Annotated in this window: 13 protein-coding genes; all 13 read right to left on the reverse strand. The window is 69.0% G+C overall.

What is annotated here, in order from left to right:
• Positions 1 to 40: 40 nt before the first annotated feature.
• Positions 41 to 1,108: a glycoside hydrolase family 16 protein gene (locus IEY84_RS22900; protein WP_183549707.1), complete on the reverse strand. Its 1,068-nt coding sequence runs from the start codon at positions 1,106 to 1,108 to the stop codon at positions 41 to 43.
• A 34-nt stretch (positions 1,109 to 1,142) separates the two neighbouring features.
• Entirely contained in the window at positions 1,143 to 3,989 is a 2,847-nt protein-coding gene (locus tag IEY84_RS22905; RefSeq protein ID WP_183549704.1) for a fibrinogen-like YCDxxxxGGGW domain-containing protein, read from the reverse strand.
• A 71-nt stretch (positions 3,990 to 4,060) separates the two neighbouring features.
• Complete coding sequence (locus IEY84_RS22910; RefSeq protein WP_183549700.1) at positions 4,061 to 4,735, reverse strand: hypothetical protein; 675 nt, start codon at positions 4,733 to 4,735, stop codon at positions 4,061 to 4,063.
• 3 nt (positions 4,736 to 4,738) lie between these two features.
• Complete coding sequence (locus IEY84_RS22915; protein ID WP_183549698.1) at positions 4,739 to 5,656, reverse strand: glycosyltransferase family 2 protein; 918 nt, start codon at positions 5,654 to 5,656, stop codon at positions 4,739 to 4,741.
• Positions 5,653 to 6,471 carry a CDP-alcohol phosphatidyltransferase family protein gene (locus IEY84_RS22920; protein ID WP_183549695.1) on the reverse strand — a complete coding sequence of 273 codons (819 nt, stop codon included), beginning with the start codon at positions 6,469 to 6,471 and terminating at the stop codon, positions 5,653 to 5,655. Before IEY84_RS22920 ends, IEY84_RS22915 begins: the two co-directional genes overlap by 4 nt.
• Entirely contained in the window at positions 6,471 to 7,178 is a 708-nt protein-coding gene (locus IEY84_RS22925; RefSeq protein WP_183549692.1) for a sugar transferase, read from the reverse strand. Before IEY84_RS22925 ends, IEY84_RS22920 begins: the two co-directional genes overlap by 1 nt.
• Positions 7,175 to 7,597 (reverse strand): FAD synthase family protein, encoded by a 423-nt coding sequence (locus tag IEY84_RS22930; RefSeq protein WP_183549689.1) that lies wholly within the window; start codon positions 7,595 to 7,597, stop codon positions 7,175 to 7,177. The genes IEY84_RS22925 and IEY84_RS22930 overlap by 4 nt, the downstream gene beginning before the upstream one ends.
• Before the next feature lie 41 nt (positions 7,598 to 7,638).
• Positions 7,639 to 8,217 carry a glycosyltransferase gene (locus tag IEY84_RS22935; protein ID WP_183549686.1) on the reverse strand — a complete coding sequence of 193 codons (579 nt, stop codon included), beginning with the start codon at positions 8,215 to 8,217 and terminating at the stop codon, positions 7,639 to 7,641.
• A gap of 41 nt (positions 8,218 to 8,258) precedes the next feature.
• On the reverse strand, positions 8,259 to 8,708 hold the full coding sequence (pssD, locus tag IEY84_RS22940) for a PssD/Cps14F family polysaccharide biosynthesis glycosyltransferase (RefSeq protein ID WP_183549683.1): 450 nt from the start codon (positions 8,706 to 8,708) through the stop codon (positions 8,259 to 8,261).
• Positions 8,708 to 9,907 (reverse strand): Wzz/FepE/Etk N-terminal domain-containing protein, encoded by a 1,200-nt coding sequence (locus IEY84_RS22945; protein ID WP_183549680.1) that lies wholly within the window; start codon positions 9,905 to 9,907, stop codon positions 8,708 to 8,710. The genes pssD and IEY84_RS22945 overlap by 1 nt, the downstream gene beginning before the upstream one ends.
• 205 nt (positions 9,908 to 10,112) lie before the next feature.
• Positions 10,113 to 11,693, reverse strand: coding sequence for a lipopolysaccharide biosynthesis protein (locus IEY84_RS22950; RefSeq protein ID WP_183549677.1), 1,581 nt, complete (start codon positions 11,691 to 11,693; stop codon positions 10,113 to 10,115).
• The gene (locus IEY84_RS22955) at positions 11,690 to 13,039 is read right to left on the reverse strand and encodes an O-antigen ligase family protein (RefSeq protein ID WP_183549674.1); all 1,350 of its coding nucleotides are present in this window, start codon (positions 13,037 to 13,039) and stop codon (positions 11,690 to 11,692) included. The genes IEY84_RS22950 and IEY84_RS22955 overlap by 4 nt, the downstream gene beginning before the upstream one ends.
• Positions 13,040 to 13,185: 146 nt before the next feature.
• Positions 13,186 to 14,826 (reverse strand): sigma-70 family RNA polymerase sigma factor, encoded by a 1,641-nt coding sequence (locus IEY84_RS22960; RefSeq protein ID WP_308424462.1) that lies wholly within the window; start codon positions 14,824 to 14,826, stop codon positions 13,186 to 13,188.
• Between the last annotated feature and the right edge of the window lie 37 nt (positions 14,827 to 14,863).

Genomic DNA, 14,863 nt, shown 5'->3' on the forward strand with positions numbered 1-14,863 from the left:
GACTTCCTTCCCGAGTCAGGAGAAACGTCACGCGGTGACCTCAGTCCCGCACCCACGTGTGGATGTAGTCGAGGTGCATGACGGACTCCGACGCAGACCAGTCGGTCGTGTGGTCCGGCATCCCGTTCCAGTCGCCGCCGACGTTGAGGTTGATCCGGATGTTCCAGCTCTTGCCTACCTCGTAGTACCTGTCGAACCACGACGGCTCACCCGACTTGAAGGTGGCGGTCGGGACACCGTCGACCCACATCCGGATCGATCCCGGAGTCTTCACCATCGAGTAGACGTGCCAGCCGTCGGCCGTGCCGGGAAGCTCGGAGTACTTCTTCACCTCGACATCCTGCTCACGGCCAGGACCGTAGGCGGTGTGCACCGTGTGATGGGTGGCTGGATCGTTGACCTCGCGCCCGAAGGTCTCGATCAAGTCGATCTCGCCGGACGAGCGGTCGTCGGGGCGCAGCCACAGCGGAGCCGGCCAGAGCCCGCGCTCCACCGGCACCTTGGCCCGCACCTCGAGCCGGAACTCGTCGGGCAGCGCGGCCTTGTCGTTGCTGTCCACGTAACCCGAGGTGTAGTTCCAGCCCGCCACGTCCTGCTTCTTGGCCCGGAGGTGGAGCAGCCCCTGGTCCACCTTGACGTTGTCGCGCATGAACAGCGCCTCCTGGTTGGGTGCCTGCCCGTAGTCGCGTACGTTCCACCGGCTGCTGTCGAGATCTGTGAAGTCGTCCCGCCACAGCGTTCGCCACCCATCAGGGTCCTCTGCCTCCGCGTCAGACCCTGCGTTCGGGGAGGTGGCACCGCGCTTGGTCGAGCCTTCGTCCTCCTGCTTGCCAGTGCCCTTGCCCGCCTTCGACCCCTCGCTCGCGCGGGGTCCGTCCTCCGGGGTGAGCGGGCTGGGTGCCTCGATGGTCTGCGGCGTGGTCTCAGGTGACGGCGACGACGACGGGCCCGGAAGGCCGTCCTGGCTCTTCCTCTCGCCGCCGGTCGGGTCAGTCTCGTCCCGCAGCTGACATGCGGTGAACAGCCCTGCCGAGACGGCGACGACGACAACGCCCACCGCTAGCCGGACACGACGTGTCGGGATCTTACGAATCGAGTCTTGTTGCATGTGTGGGACCTTCCTCGAGCTCGTCATCGGGCGGCTAACGACCGTCGGTCGCGAGGGCCGCACTCAGATCGAACGTATGGCTGGGCGTCTTGCGGTAGTTGGAATGAACTTCAGCGGTCAAGACGTTGGTGCCGGTCTCGAGCAGGTCGCGCGGAACCACGACCTTCACGGTGGAGGTGGATGCGGACGACGAGCTCACCGCCGAGGATGCGTACGTGTTCTCGGTCAGCGCGCCGCCGGGCAGGTTCTCTCGAACGATCTCGGTGCCGTTGAGATAGACGGCGACGCCGTCGTCCACCCGGACCGTGACCTCGAGCCCGTCGCCCGACGCCGATTCCGGGACCTCGAACGCCCGCGCGTAGTAGGACGTGATCGGGCGCGACCCGTCCGCGGCTGCGGGAATCTCCGTGGCGACGTCGGTCGTCCCCCAGCCGAGCGGCGCCGGGCCGTACGCGTCGAGCGACCCGACTGCCGGCCAACCGCGGGGCGTGCCCTGGCCGTACGAGACGTCCCACTGTGCCCCGTTCGGCACCACCAGCGCCGGGGCGTCAGCGGCCGACTCGACGGCAGTGCTTGCCGAGGCGTTGCCCGCGGCCTCGATCGTCCGGACGGTGTATTGCGCGCCGTCGGTGGCAGGCACGGTGAGGGTGGTCTCGGTGGTCGTGCCGACTGGGCGGCCGTTCCGGAGCACCTGGTAGGTGACGCCGTTCTCACCCGGACCGGTCCACGACAGGATGTGTGAGGAGCCGTCGGCCAAGACCCTCAGGTCGGAGGGCTTCTCCGGCGCGGCAGCGTCCCTCGCACCGAACCGTGCGAATCCTCCGGTCCACCGCTTCGCCAGGGTGTCCCTCGCCGCGTGGGTGAGGTCACCCCCCACCCACAACGTCCCGTTCGAGTCCACCAGGCTCGCCCACGCACCCGAACCCTGGCGCGTGGAGAACCGCGGTGAGAACGTCTGCTCGAGGCTCGCTCCGGAGTTGCTGAATGCGCCGATCTGCTCGATGGCGCCGTGGTCGACGGTGCCTTCGACCCGCGATGCGTAGGTGCGCGACCCTTCATAGGTGTTCTCCGAGCAGTGGCAGCCGGCATACACGGTGTCGCCGGCAGCGGTCAGGGTCTGCCCGTCCCCGCCTGCTTGCTGGATCCAGGTCTGACGCACCTGCATAGTGGCGGTGTCATAGGAGGTCAGGAGGTGCTCGGCGCCGGTGATCCACACCGAGTTCCCGGCCGCGACGACGGCCTGCTGACGCGTGTTGCTGTCGCGCTGGTCCGAGAACACGAGCGTCCACGGAACCTGGCTCTGGTCACCGAGATCGACTGCGAGGCCGCGGTAGGCGGGCGCCGAGCCGTTGAGGCTGAACATGCCGGCGGCATAGAGCCGGTCCCCGGCGGCGCTGGCATCGAGCGACCACACCGAGCCGTTGAGCTCGACCTTCATCGCCCGGTCCGGGGTCAGGTCGGCCGCGCTCAGGCGCAGGAGGTTGCGCCCGTAGACCTCGTCGGGAAGCTTCTCGTTGGTCGCATGCGTGAACCGGCCGCCGATGTAGAGCCAACCGTCCTCCAGGTCCATCGTGCGGACCGCCGGCAGCAGTCCACCGACCCGGTTGACGAGCGAAGTCGTGAAGTACGGGTCGACCTGGCCCACCTTGGTGTCGAGCACGACGAGACCCTGGTGATCCACGCCGGATGCCTGGGTGAATTCGCCCCCGACGGCGAGGCGGTTGTCGTCGAGGACCGCCAGCGACTGCACCTGCCCGTTCAGCTGCGGCCGGAAGGTCTGGATCCACTCACCCGAGTTGACGTCGAACGCCGCCAGATACGGCTGGTTGACGGCGTCAGCACCCGATGCGTTGCGCTGGATCGTGGTGAAGTTGCCACCGACGTACATCACGCCGTCGCCCTCGGCGAATGCCTGGACCTCGACGTCGTAGAAGCTGTTGGACTCCGGCGCCAGTCCGGTGACACCCCAAGGGTTCCACCGCGAGAGACTGGAGGCGACCTCCGGCCCGGTGACCTCGGGAGTGCCTTCCGGCGGCGGCGCCGGGAAGTCCTTGCTGTTCAGCTCTGGTCGCAGGAACACCTGCGTGAACGGTCGCGTCGCCTGCCCGCCGTCCTTGTACAGATGGTTCGAGCTCGACTTCGAGCCGCCGAGTCCGTTGTTCCAGTCGCGGATCCCCCACCCCGTCCGCCAGCCCGACGTCGAGCTGATGACGGTGTGCACGTCGTAGAGCACGCTCGCGCTCGTCTTTCCGAACGAGGCCGCGGTGCCGCTCCCGATCACGGTGCCGTCGAACGACACGTCTGCGACAGGCAGGTCGGTCTCCAGCTGCCACGACCACTCCGGTCGGGCCTGGGCGTAACGGAACCGCACCTCCTGGCGCTTGCTGCCGTCCGCGCTGACCGCGCGCCGCAACCGGACGGTCTGCTCGTCCACCCGCTTCCCGCCCAGCAGGCCGGTGATCGTCTCGACCGGCAGCGTACGCGGGGCGAATGCCTCCGGTCCGTCGACGACGTCCCGGACGTCTGCGCTCGTACCTTGGCCTGTCGCGGCGTGGCTCCACCCGTCGCGGCCACGACCGATCAGCACCCAACCTCCGCCGTCGGTCTCCTGGTCGCAGTAGAACTGGTCCGCGACCACCAGGTCCGGCGTCCACAGCCAGTAGTTCCCGGAAGGAGCGTCGGTACGCTCCTGCTTGATCTCCCAGCAGGACGCCGCCGGGTTCGACTCGGATCCGACGGGGCCTAGGGGTTCCGTCGCTGACGTCGCTGACGTCGTCGTCGTGGTCGTCGTGGTCGTCGTGGTCGTCGCCCGCGCAGGAGCGGCGACCGTCTGGAGGCCGATTCCGAGACCGGCCACGAGTGTGACGGCGAGGACGGGCACAGCCGCTCGCTGAGCGCGCCGTAGAGGTCGAGATGAAGCAGGCACTTTGGGTCCTTCGGAGATGTTCAGGCTCAGCAGTCGGGGTTCTTCGCGAAGGTGCGGGACAGCACCTTCCAGTCGCCCTCGACAAGAGCCAGGTCAAAGAGTGAGCGGGAGCGAGTGACAGTGCCCGAGGTCATGTCCCTCCCTGCAGAGTTGCGGACGACCACGTCAGAGGTGTCCACACACGTACGGAGTGTCAGCGCAGCCGGTTTCGTCGGATCGTCGACCTTGACCACCGCGAGGCCATCGAGCTTCGCGGCGCCTTCGATCGTCCACCCGAGGTCTTGCCGTTCGAGCTGGGTGTTGGAGATCTCCTCAGCCATGTACTTGCCGACGACCTCGGGGAGATCGAGCTCCTCACCCTGAGGGAGGGGTGCGAAGAGAGCGTCGAGCGAGGTGTCGACGCTCGCCACCGCCTCGGTCACCACCTCGGGATCGACACGGACCTTCTTGCCCGCGGCCGCCAGCTCGGCAGCGCTCAGCCCCGTACCCGTCGGTTGTCGCGGGACGTGAGACATCGACGTCTCGGCCTTCCGGCCGCGCTCTTCGCCCGCGTCATCGTCGGGTTTCGACGCCTCCGTGACCCGGTCCGGGAGCTTCGGCGGCCCGCCCGACTCCGCGGCGGCGACGGCGACGCCGACCCCGGTCACGAGCAGCGCCGCCGTCCCTCCGAGGACGACGCGCTGGCGAGCAGTGGTCGCCATCGCTCACAGACCCTTTCCATGGGCGTTGACGGTGCGCACCAGCCAGGGTCCGGAGACCACCCGCGACGACACGGCCAGCGCACCCCACGCCCGCAGACTGCTGGCCTTGGCGCGCAGGGACGTCGCCGCCCAGCGACGGGCCACCTTGTGGTTTCCGGCCAAGGCGCAGGCGAAGGCGATCTGGCCGGCGATACGTGCCAGGCCGGTGCGGTCGTCACGAATCTCGGGATACTTGCCGACGATGTAGGCCAGGCCGTCCGCGTTGGTCTGCCACTTGCTCGTGAAGAACGAGGGCCGGTCCCAGTGCACGACCACCAGCGGCCCGTCGCAAGCGACCACCGGACCGTGGTTCGTCGCCCGGAGCAGCAGCTCGTAGTCCTCGCCGAACGAGCCCGGCACGAGCTCGTCAACGAGACCGACCGGCCCCAGCAGGTCCTCGCGTCGCAGCATGAATCCCGAGGGGTGGTACTCGGTGATGCGCGAGGTGAGGAAGTCGGCGTGCTCGGCGCGCGCGGGTGCCGTACGCACGATCGACTGCCCACCGGTGATGACCTCGATGCTGGCCGCGACCAGGACGGCGTCGGGGTTGTCGGCAAGGAGATGGAGCTGACGGCGGGTCTTGGTCGGACGCCACTCGTCGTCGTCGTCGCAGAACGCGACCAGATCACCGGTCGCCGCGAGGATCCCGGTGTTGCGGCCACCCGCAAGACCGGGCGTACGGTCGTTGGTGATCGTGCGCAGGCTTCGCCCGGGGAGGACGATCACGTCGTCGAGCGGGTCCACCTCGACCCGATCGAAGACGACGACCGTCTCGATCGTCCCTTGATAGTCCTGGGCCATGACAGAGCGGATCGCACGGCGGAGCAGGTCTTCCCGCCCGCCGCGGGTGGCGATCACGCAGGTGACGGTCGGCTGGCTCATCGAACATCCTTACGGGTGGGGCCGGCGAGCTCGAGGGCACGCCGGCGCATCGACACCGCGGCGTGGACGGCGTTGGTGGCGAACAGAAGCGCATAGAGCGCGAAGAACAGAGGCGGCCAGGCCCAGGCCAGGAACAGCCAGCACAAGGCTCCCGTGTCTGTGGGCAGCAAGAAGATCGACTGCAACGTTCCTCGCCGTGGCGACCCCTGGGCGACCCGTGCCGGCGCTTCCGTCGGCGTCCAGCGGCGCACCGCCGTGCGGCGCAAGTCCTTGCGCAGCTGCTCAGCGAGGATCTGGGACATGAACTGGGCGGCGGCCAGGGGCACGAACAGTGCCGCCGTGACCATGCCGAGCGTCGATCCGGACCACATTGCGACCAGGAGCACCGTCACGTGGATGGCCGGGACGCGCGCGGCGTCGAGCAGATGGTCGAGCCACTCGCCCTGCTTCGACGAGCGGCCGGTCAGGCGCGCGACCTGGCCGTCAGCCGAGTCGAGCACATAGCCGAGAGCGAGCAGCACCGCGGCGAGAGCACCCGCGATCACGGTCTGCGAGTGCAACGCCAGGAGCGCCCCCAGTCCCGCCAGTGAGAGCCCGAAGCTGATGAACGACACCGCGTTCGGCCCGACCCCGGTGGCGACGGCGGCAGAGGCGACGACACGCGCCGCCCGCCGGTTGACCCAGCGGGTATATGCAGGCACGCCGTCGCCCGGCTTCTGCGCCGCGCCGATGGTGGCCCATGCCTCAGCGAAGGTCATCGACGTGTCAGCGGTGGTGCTCTCGACCGCCGCGAGCGTGGCCCTCGAGCCGCTCATCAGTAGGCCCCCCTGCCGCCGAAGACGGCACCGAACGTCCGCGCGAGGATCTTGAGGTCGCCCAGCAGGCTCCAGCAGCGTACGTAGTGGAGGTCGAGGCTGATGCTCGTCTCCCAGTCGAGGTCGCTGCGACCGCTGACCTGCCACAGACCGGTGATGCCTGGCCGAACCGCGAGCCTCCCGCGCTCGCGTTCGGTGTAGGCATCGACCTCGGCCGGCAGGGCCGGTCGGGGGCCGACCAGGCTCATGTGCCCCGCGAGCACGTTGAAAAGCTGCGGCAGCTCGTCGAGCGAGTAGCGACGCAGGACCCGGCCGACAGCCGTCACCCGCGGGTCGCGGCGCATCTTGAACAGCAGTCCCGCGCCGTCGTTCTCCTCGACCATACGAACGACCTCGGAGTGGGCACCCACCCGCATGCTCCGGAACTTCACCATCGGAAACCGTCGGCCGAGCCGGCCGACCCGCTCCTGGACGTAGAAGACCGGCCCCCTGTCCGTCAGGAAGACCATCAATCCGATGGCGACCAGGATCGGCAGCGCCAGCAGCAGCAGGGTCATGGCCGCCAGGCGATCTGCGACCGCCTTGACGGCACTGCGCTGCCCGACCGGCGGGTGAGCGGGGACGATCGCCACCGCCTGCGGAAACTCGTTCTCGCGGAGGATCAGCTCGGGGCTGACGGTCCGCGGCGACAAGGTGGGTGTCGTCATCGCGCGGCCTCCCGCTCCTGCAGCTGGGCACGCAGCATCGTGCTCGACGTACGCCGGGTGTAGGGCAGGTACTCGACGCGGACGCCCACCTCGGCGAACCTCTGCTCGAGCATCGTCCCCTTGGCGGTGCCCTTCCAGTCGTCACCCTTGAGAAACACGTCGAAGGGCCGCTGTGACCAGGTGATGAGCTTGTCCGGGCGCTGTTCCACGAACACCTCGTCGACGATGCCGATCGATGCCACGATGGCGGCCCGATCCTGCGTCTCGACGATCGGGGTCTTGCCCTTGGCTATCTCGATCAGATGGTCCGGTACCACGCCCACGACGAGGTAGTCACACAGTTCACGCGCATTCTGGAGCAGGGCGAGGTGTCCGATGTGGAACATGTCCCAGGCTCCGGGTGCGTATCCGACGATCATCGTTTCCTTTCGATGGAGAGTGGTGCGGAAATTCGAGGTGTTCATGTCCGGCCTGACCCCCGGCTGTTGCCGAAGTACGCGGCGAACCGGCGCAAGGTGGTGCCGGGTGGGCGCTCAGCGGCGACCACGGCGGCGATCTCACGCTCGAGGCGAAGCGCTGTCTCGTCAGTCGCACGAGCGCGTGGAGGCATCGTTCCGATGGCCGGTTCGTCAGCCATGCGCGTCATGAGCGCGTGGATGTCGTCCGTCTCCATCGCGAGCCAGGCGCCACCGTTGTCGTTCATGAACCGGCCGAACGTGACCTGGTGATCGTCCACGTGCTCACCGAGGTGGTGGCGTCGCGGGACCACGATCGGCCTGCGGCCGAGAGCGTTGGCGTCGAGGATCGTGCCGGGGCCGACCTGCGTGACCAGCACGTCGGCCGTGGCGAACCTGGCGAAGAGCTCCTGACGGTCGACGGTGGAGACCGCGGTGCCCCTCGTCGGTGCTGCGCTGTGGCCGTGCTGGACCCAGAGGTCGATAGAACGTGGCTGACGACGGTCGTTCCAGGTGTCGATCCAGTCCTCGACCGCACGGACCAGGCGGTCGAACGGGTGCGAGTCGGTTCCGACCGACACCACGACCCGCAACGGCTCCTGAGTTGTCGGTCTCTCCCAGGCGCTCACAGCGCCGGCCCGATCGTGACCGCACCGGGATAGATGCGCTCCTGCGCCTCCCACTGCGTACAGAACACGTCGGCCAGCGGGTAGCAGAGCTTCCCGGTCAAAGTCGGCGAGTCGACGCGGTCGAAGACCTCGAGGTACACGGTCCGGATGCCGAGCAGCCGGGCTGCCAGGAAGAACGGTGCTGCCACGCCGGCCCCGGTGGACACCACGACGTCGGGCCGCTCCGAGCGGAGCAGACGGAACGCGAGGGCGACGTTGCGGAACGCGTTCGGGAGGTTGCGGTTGGTCGGGCTGTACGCCCAGGTCACCTGCTCTCCCTTGAGCGCACCACGAGCGTGGGGTTCGTCGAACGTGACCCAGTGCCGGTCGTGTCGGGACCACCAGGCGTCCAGGGAGACGAGCTGGGCCAGGTGGCCGCCGGTCGTCGCAACGAGCATCACGCGCATCAGCTGATCTCCGCTTCCACGGGACGCGCCTCGATGCGGTGGTCGTTCAGCACGCCGAGGGTCGTGACTCCCGTGCCTTCTGCAGCCTGCGCGCAACGGGCGACCTGTGTCAGCGACGTTGACTTCATGCAGACCACGACGACCGCGCTGACGGACCACCAGGATCCGTGAGGGTCGGTCGCGGCCGACGGGTCCGGCAGGGGCACCAGCTGGACGTGCGGTCCGTGGCTGGAGCCCACTGCGGCCACACCGGCAGCCTTCAGCCCGTCGACGATGCGAAGGGTCGCCACGCTCGCCGTTCCACCCGGGACGACGACGCCCACACGTACAGGGCCGTCTCCCGAGACCGTGCGGGCCAGGGAACCGACCGCGCGACCGATCTCGGCCGCGCGCACGTCGCCGCGCAGAGCACGGGCCCCCAGCGCCTGCGTCAGTCGCTCCACCGTCCGAACCTTCGGGTCACGCCGCTCGCGGAGAAGCGCGACGAACGCCCCGAGGAGCAGCCCGGCCAGAACACCCGCCACGAGGTAGGCGGCGACACCGACCGAGGACGGCTCGGTGCCCGCCTTCGCGGGGCGAACGACCTTGCCGACCTCGCTGCCGTAGACCGTCGCGTCGACCTTGCGCTCGCCGACGTCGGCCGACGCCCTCGCGTCCGTCTCATCGAGAGCCGCCAGGTACGCCTTGCGTGCCTCGGTCGCCCGCTGGGTCCGCAGCGTCAGGTATCGCTCAGCGGCCACGTTCGCGGCCTCTGCAGCCAGTTCCGGCGAGCTCGCCGACACCGACAGCTCCATGAGAGCCGTCCCTTGCGGGTTGCCCACGTCGAGGCCGGCCGCGATCGCGTCGTCGATCTCCTGGCTGGCCCCTGACGCCGGGAGCACGCTGGCGCCGCCCTCGGCGCTCAGCAGCGCGACGTCGGTCGCGGTCTCGGCTGCCATCGATCCGGCAGACGTCTCGCGCACGAACGAGGTCGGCGTGGTCACCTGCACCGTCGACGTAGCCGTGTAGGTGGTCGGAACGAGGACGAAGGCGGCGAGCGCGGCGGCGGCGCAGACAACCGTCGTTGCGACGATCGTCGGCCAACGGCGGGCGAGCACGCGACCCACCTCGTTCAGGGTGAGCTCGTGAGAGGACGCCTCGGGCATCACGGCATCGCTCGTCGCCTGCTGCCCGGCGGCGGGGAGGGTTCTTGTTGTCATTTTCCTTCAGAGATCGTTCGGTGTCGGACGCGCAGGCCACCCGGACGACGCCGGTCGACGGCGTCTTGGCTCATGCCTTTGATTCGTCAGGACACGACACCCCCGGAGGTATGACGCACAGATGACGGCGCGACAGCGTGAGGTGACTCACATCGCCAGGTCGGACCTCATCGCGTCCGTCAGAAAGGCCTGGACTCCGCTCCGGTCAGGGCCGACGCACGACCTCGGGCGCCGACCGCGGGTCCGGGGCGTCCACCACGTCGGCGTCCGTCGGCCGGCTGTGCTGGCCGGAACCTCTTCGGTCCAGCAGACCGCGACGGCGTGCCAGCAGAATGACGAACACCACGTAAGGGACACCGAGCACCACGACGGCGACCGCCAGGGCGAGCAAGTTCTGCCCGAGCACGGCCACCAGGACCGCACCTCCGCCACCGAACAGGGCGACGGCGGGGAGACCGATCTTCACGGCTCTGCGCCACGACGACCCGATCGGAGCGATACGCCGCACCTGGATCGAGGCCAGCACGGCGTCGACGATGATGGCGACGGACCACGCGACGGCGGCGCCCAGGAAACCCATCCTCGGAACCAGGATCAGACACCCACCGCACAGCAGAACGAGCTGCACCAGACGGTTCGACATCTGCCAGTGGCTCCGTCCTCCCATGAGGAGGAAGGTCTGGAGCATCCCAGCCGCCTGCAGGATCATCATCGCGCCGCACATCACTCGCAGCGCGGTCGCGCCCGCCGGGAACTCGGGCCCGAAGAGCGCCAGGACCGTCGGCGCGAAGACGGCGAGGGTCGCGTACGCCGGCCAGCCGAGCCCGATGAGAATCATCGTGACCATGTCGAAGAGCCGCCTGGCACGGTCCGACTCGCCTCGCGCGAGCGCCGCGGAGACCTGGGGTCCCCAGGTGACCCGCGCCGCGGTGTCGAGGACGGTGCCGGCGACGGCGAGCCGGGAGACGATCGCGTAGATCCCGCCGGCGGCCGGCCCGGCGATCTGGATGACCAGCAGCACGTCAACCCAGTCCAGGCTCCGCTCGACGGCGATCGAGACTCCCCGTGGGAGGGAGAATCGCCAGAACTCGGGGGCGACAGACCGAACCGACGCGGCGCCGGCGAGCGCGCCGCTCTCGACGGATCTGGTCCTGCGGCTCACCGCCCTGACGAGCAGCGCCAACGCGATCAGGCCGAGCACCGGCAGCGGTGACAGCCAGGCGAGGAACGCATCGCTCGTCGAGGCCGTGACGACCAGCGCCCCGACCACCGCGGCCAGCCGTAGACCGGGAACGGCGAGGGACTGCAGCGACGTCGCCGCCACCGGCTTCCCCAGACCGCGTACGCCACCGGAGCAGACGGCCAGCAGGACGGCGAACGGCAGCGCCAGGCCGACCGCGCGGACGAGCCGGGCCCCGTCCTCGCCGGGGACGGTCACCAGCGGCTGCACGGCCTCCGGCCACACCCACAGCGCGCCGCCGGCCAGCAGCGCGACGGCGACGGGCGGCACCACACCGACGTACGCGAGTGCCCGCAGCTCGAGCTCGTTGTCGAGAGCCAGCGACCTGGACGTCATCCGGACCATCGTGGTCTCGGCACCGAGAACGCTGATGCTCGACACGATGGTGAACAGGGCGGTGACCTGGAAGAACTCTCCGGCCCCTGCCGCGCCGAGCAGGTTGCCCACTGCGGCGGAGAGACCGAAGGTCGCCACCACGCCGACCATCGTCGAGGCCATCACGACGACGGCGCGGCTCCTACCGGGTGACGCTCCGGCGGCGCTCATGCCTTCCAAGCCCGCGGTGCCGCTCCGCCGCGCGGATCCGGCAGCAGCTCACGCACCCTCGGATGGGTGAGCACCGCACCTACGCAGACGAGCACCACCATCTGCATCACACCGAGCCGGTAGAACGGGAGCATGACGACGGACGCGATCAGGACGCCGTGCAGCCAGAGCCCCGCGGTCCCGGGGGCTCTCCGCGCACGCCACACGAGGGCTGCAAGGAAGGCGCAGAACAGAGCGAGGCCGACGAACCCGTAGCTGTACATCACCGACCAGATCTGGCCTTGCGTACCCAGGGCGATGCCGATCGTCGAGTCGGTCCGTGGGTTCGCCCACCCGACCAGGGGTGACTGGAGCGTCGCCCGGACGGTCTCGACATAGACCGCGACGCGGGTGTCCGCGCTCGCCCCGCCACTGACCACCTGCCGCTCGAAGAACGAGCCCACGGCACCGCTCGCGATCAACGCGACCACGGCGAGAGCCCCGAGCGTGAGAAGACGTGCTCCGGAGCGGAGCCTGCCCCGGGCGATGAGCCGAATCGTGACGTACGCCCCGCAGACTGCCAGTGCGAGAGCCATCGACCGATTGCCCGACGCCAGGATCGGATGGATCGAGAGGACGAGCACCGCGAGAAGGAGGATCTTGGTTCGCCGGCTCGACCAGGTGAGGCGGGCCAGGACCACAGGAGTGAGCAGAGCGACCGCACTCCCCCAGCTGTTGGCGTAGGGGAACGGCGCCGCCGGGCGGTTGAACGGTTCGCTCGCCCCCCAGATCTGCTGGACCTCCGCCATCGACGGCAACAGCAGATCCCGCACCAGCTCGTTTCCCGAGATCGCGCCGGGCAGCACGCTGGTGAGCAGGACTCCGAACGGCGCCTGCAGACGTACGTCAGGAATCCAGGTCGCCAGCTCGCCGAGAAGCACGACCGCGACCCAGAACGCCACCATGGCGTCGACGACGTAGCGCAGCGATCGGCCAGGCAGGGCGCGCGCATAGGCCAGCACGACGCCGGCGACGACGAGCTCGGAGTACTTCTGGACATAGCCGACGGCCTGGCCGGGGCTGTCGATCAGTACGAGGCTGGTCAGCGCCCAGAGCGCGAACGCGACGTACAGTCCGAGCACGACGTCGACCCGGAAGGTCCCGCGCTGAATCAGGAAAGCGACCTGGACCAGGGCCATCACGACCGGGAACACCACTGCCAGGCCGAGCGCCCAAGCCACCGGATATCCGGCGACCAGCACGATGACCGGCCAGACCGGCACGCTCGGCTGCCCGCCACGACGGGGCGCGGGCGTGGTGAGCGTGCCCGCCCGGAGGGGCGGCGCGGTTTCAGGCGTCGAGGTCACGTGGTCGGGTCCTTCATCGGCACTAGGGGCGGGCATTCGCCCGAACACCTTCCAGGACACGACTCCGGCACGCCGATGACGGCACCACTGCCCCCAATCGTGCGGTGTGCATCACACACTCGCCACGGGTCCTGGTCGCTCCTGCTCTATTGATCCCCGTGGTTCGGGTCGCCTGCTTGCTGCTTCTGCTTCGGCCCGCCCTGGTGACCGTCCTTGTGATCGTTCTGGTGACCGTACTTGTGACCGCGACCGCGCCCCTTGTCAGACAGGCTGAGCGTGATCGCCGCGCCACCAGGCACGACGATCGTGATGCCCGACCCCGGTCTGGTGCCGGGCCCGGGGTGCTCGGGCTCCGTGGGCTTCGTCGGCTTCGTCGGCTCCGGACCAGTGGTCTCTGGCTGTGGCGATGACGAGAGCGGCTTGCCGGTCGGGGTCGGCTCGACGGGAGCCGAGGCCGTCGGCTCCGGGGTCGTGAGTGCCGGACGCGAGGCCGGCGTCTCGACGGGTGCGCCCGGCTCCGCCGGAGACGCGGATTCTTCGTTCCGCGGATCTTGGGTCGGGGCTGTACCCGGCTGTGACTGGTTGCCATCGGAGATCGGCGCGGAAGGAACGACGGGGAGATCCGTCGGAGCCGGATCCGCGGCAGACCCGCTGTGGTCGGGCTCGGTGGTGGCACCGTGCGACTCCGGCCTGGGCCAAGCCTCGGCGTCTGCCACCGGCACGCTCTGTTCGGCGCCGGGGGCCGGGGTTCGACTACCCGTCGCACCGATACCGATGGTGACCGCTGCCGCGGCGACGAGCATCACCGTAGCCACGGAGGCGATCGTTCCACCCACGAAGCCGCCCGCTGCCGTTCCACCCACTGCGGCGCCCGCGGCCGAACCGCCCGACGCTGCACCACCGGAGGCCCCACCGCTCGCGGTCCCGCTGCCGACGAAGAAGCCGGCCAGCAACCCGCCTTTCGCAACATCGAGAGAGACGATCCCGGATCCCAGAATGATCGGCAGCAGGACGCCCTTGAGGCTCGTGTCGAGGTCGGAGGTCTCCCTGACGAGGACCGTGCACTTCACACAGGTCGACAGGTGCTCCTCGAAGATGGCAGCGTCCTTGCGACGTAGACCACCGCGCTGGTACGCCCCGATCCGGTCGACGTTCCAGGCGCACGCCGGGTCCACGTCCTCAGAGCTCACGTGCGCCTGCAGCCACCCGATCCGCAGCCCTTCACGAGCCCGGTAGGCCAGTGCGGCCGCGGCGTTGGCGCTCAATCCGAGCAACGGACCCGCTTCACGGGCGGACATCCCCTCGACTGCGGTGTACCACAGGATCGTGCGCCACTCCGGGCGCAGGCTCTTGAACGCCTGACCGGTGACGGTCTGCTCCAGCAGCACGTCCTCGAACATCGCATCGACGTCCACCTCCGACGACAGATCCTCGATGGTGTGTTCCTTGGCCCGATCCCGCGCCCAGTTCATCGACACCGCACGGATGGAGGCGTACAGGTACGGGCGAAACGCGTCGCGCGGCCCCTTCCCCCCACGGATCGCGGACAACACCCGCGTGAACGCCTCCTGCACAAGGTCCTCTGGGTCGTAGCGGTGAGAGATCTGCCGCGCAGCGCGCATGCCCGCATCGGAGTGCCGAGCCCACAAGCCACCGTACGCGGCTTCATCACCCTCACGAACGCGGTCGACGAGCACTAGATCAGAGACATCCTGATCGGATGGTTTGACTTCGAACATCACATCTCTCTGCTTTCGGCCCCGGAGAGGTCCAGGGGCAAGGACCATGAGGTCCGCACAGTGCGTGGCACTGCCCGATCTGCGG

It is taken from the genome of Nocardioides albus (assembly GCF_014648255.1).
GTDB lineage: Bacteria > Actinomycetota > Actinomycetes > Propionibacteriales > Nocardioidaceae > Nocardioides > Nocardioides albus.

What these genes read in the sequence shown, in the direction of transcription:
- IEY84_RS22900 (WP_183549707.1), bottom strand. Translation starts at nt 1,108, where the DNA reads ATGCAACAAGACTCGATTCGTAAGATCCCGACACGTCGTGTCCGGCTA.
- IEY84_RS22950 (WP_183549677.1), bottom strand. Translation starts at nt 11,693, where the DNA reads ATGAGCGCCGCCGGAGCGTCACCCGGTAGGAGCCGCGCCGTCGTCGTG.
- pssD (WP_183549683.1), bottom strand. Translation starts at nt 8,708, where the DNA reads ATGCGCGTGATGCTCGTTGCGACGACCGGCGGCCACCTGGCCCAGCTC.
- IEY84_RS22915 (WP_183549698.1), bottom strand. Translation starts at nt 5,656, where the DNA reads ATGAGCCAGCCGACCGTCACCTGCGTGATCGCCACCCGCGGCGGGCGG.
- IEY84_RS22960 (WP_308424462.1), bottom strand. Translation starts at nt 14,826, where the DNA reads ATGGTCCTTGCCCCTGGACCTCTCCGGGGCCGAAAGCAGAGAGATGTG.
- IEY84_RS22910 (WP_183549700.1), bottom strand. Translation starts at nt 4,735, where the DNA reads ATGGCGACCACTGCTCGCCAGCGCGTCGTCCTCGGAGGGACGGCGGCG.
- IEY84_RS22945 (WP_183549680.1), bottom strand. Translation starts at nt 9,907, where the DNA reads ATGACAACAAGAACCCTCCCCGCCGCCGGGCAGCAGGCGACGAGCGAT.
- IEY84_RS22930 (WP_183549689.1), bottom strand. Translation starts at nt 7,597, where the DNA reads ATGATCGTCGGATACGCACCCGGAGCCTGGGACATGTTCCACATCGGA.
- IEY84_RS22920 (WP_183549695.1), bottom strand. Translation starts at nt 6,471, where the DNA reads ATGAGCGGCTCGAGGGCCACGCTCGCGGCGGTCGAGAGCACCACCGCT.
- IEY84_RS22925 (WP_183549692.1), bottom strand. Translation starts at nt 7,178, where the DNA reads ATGACGACACCCACCTTGTCGCCGCGGACCGTCAGCCCCGAGCTGATC.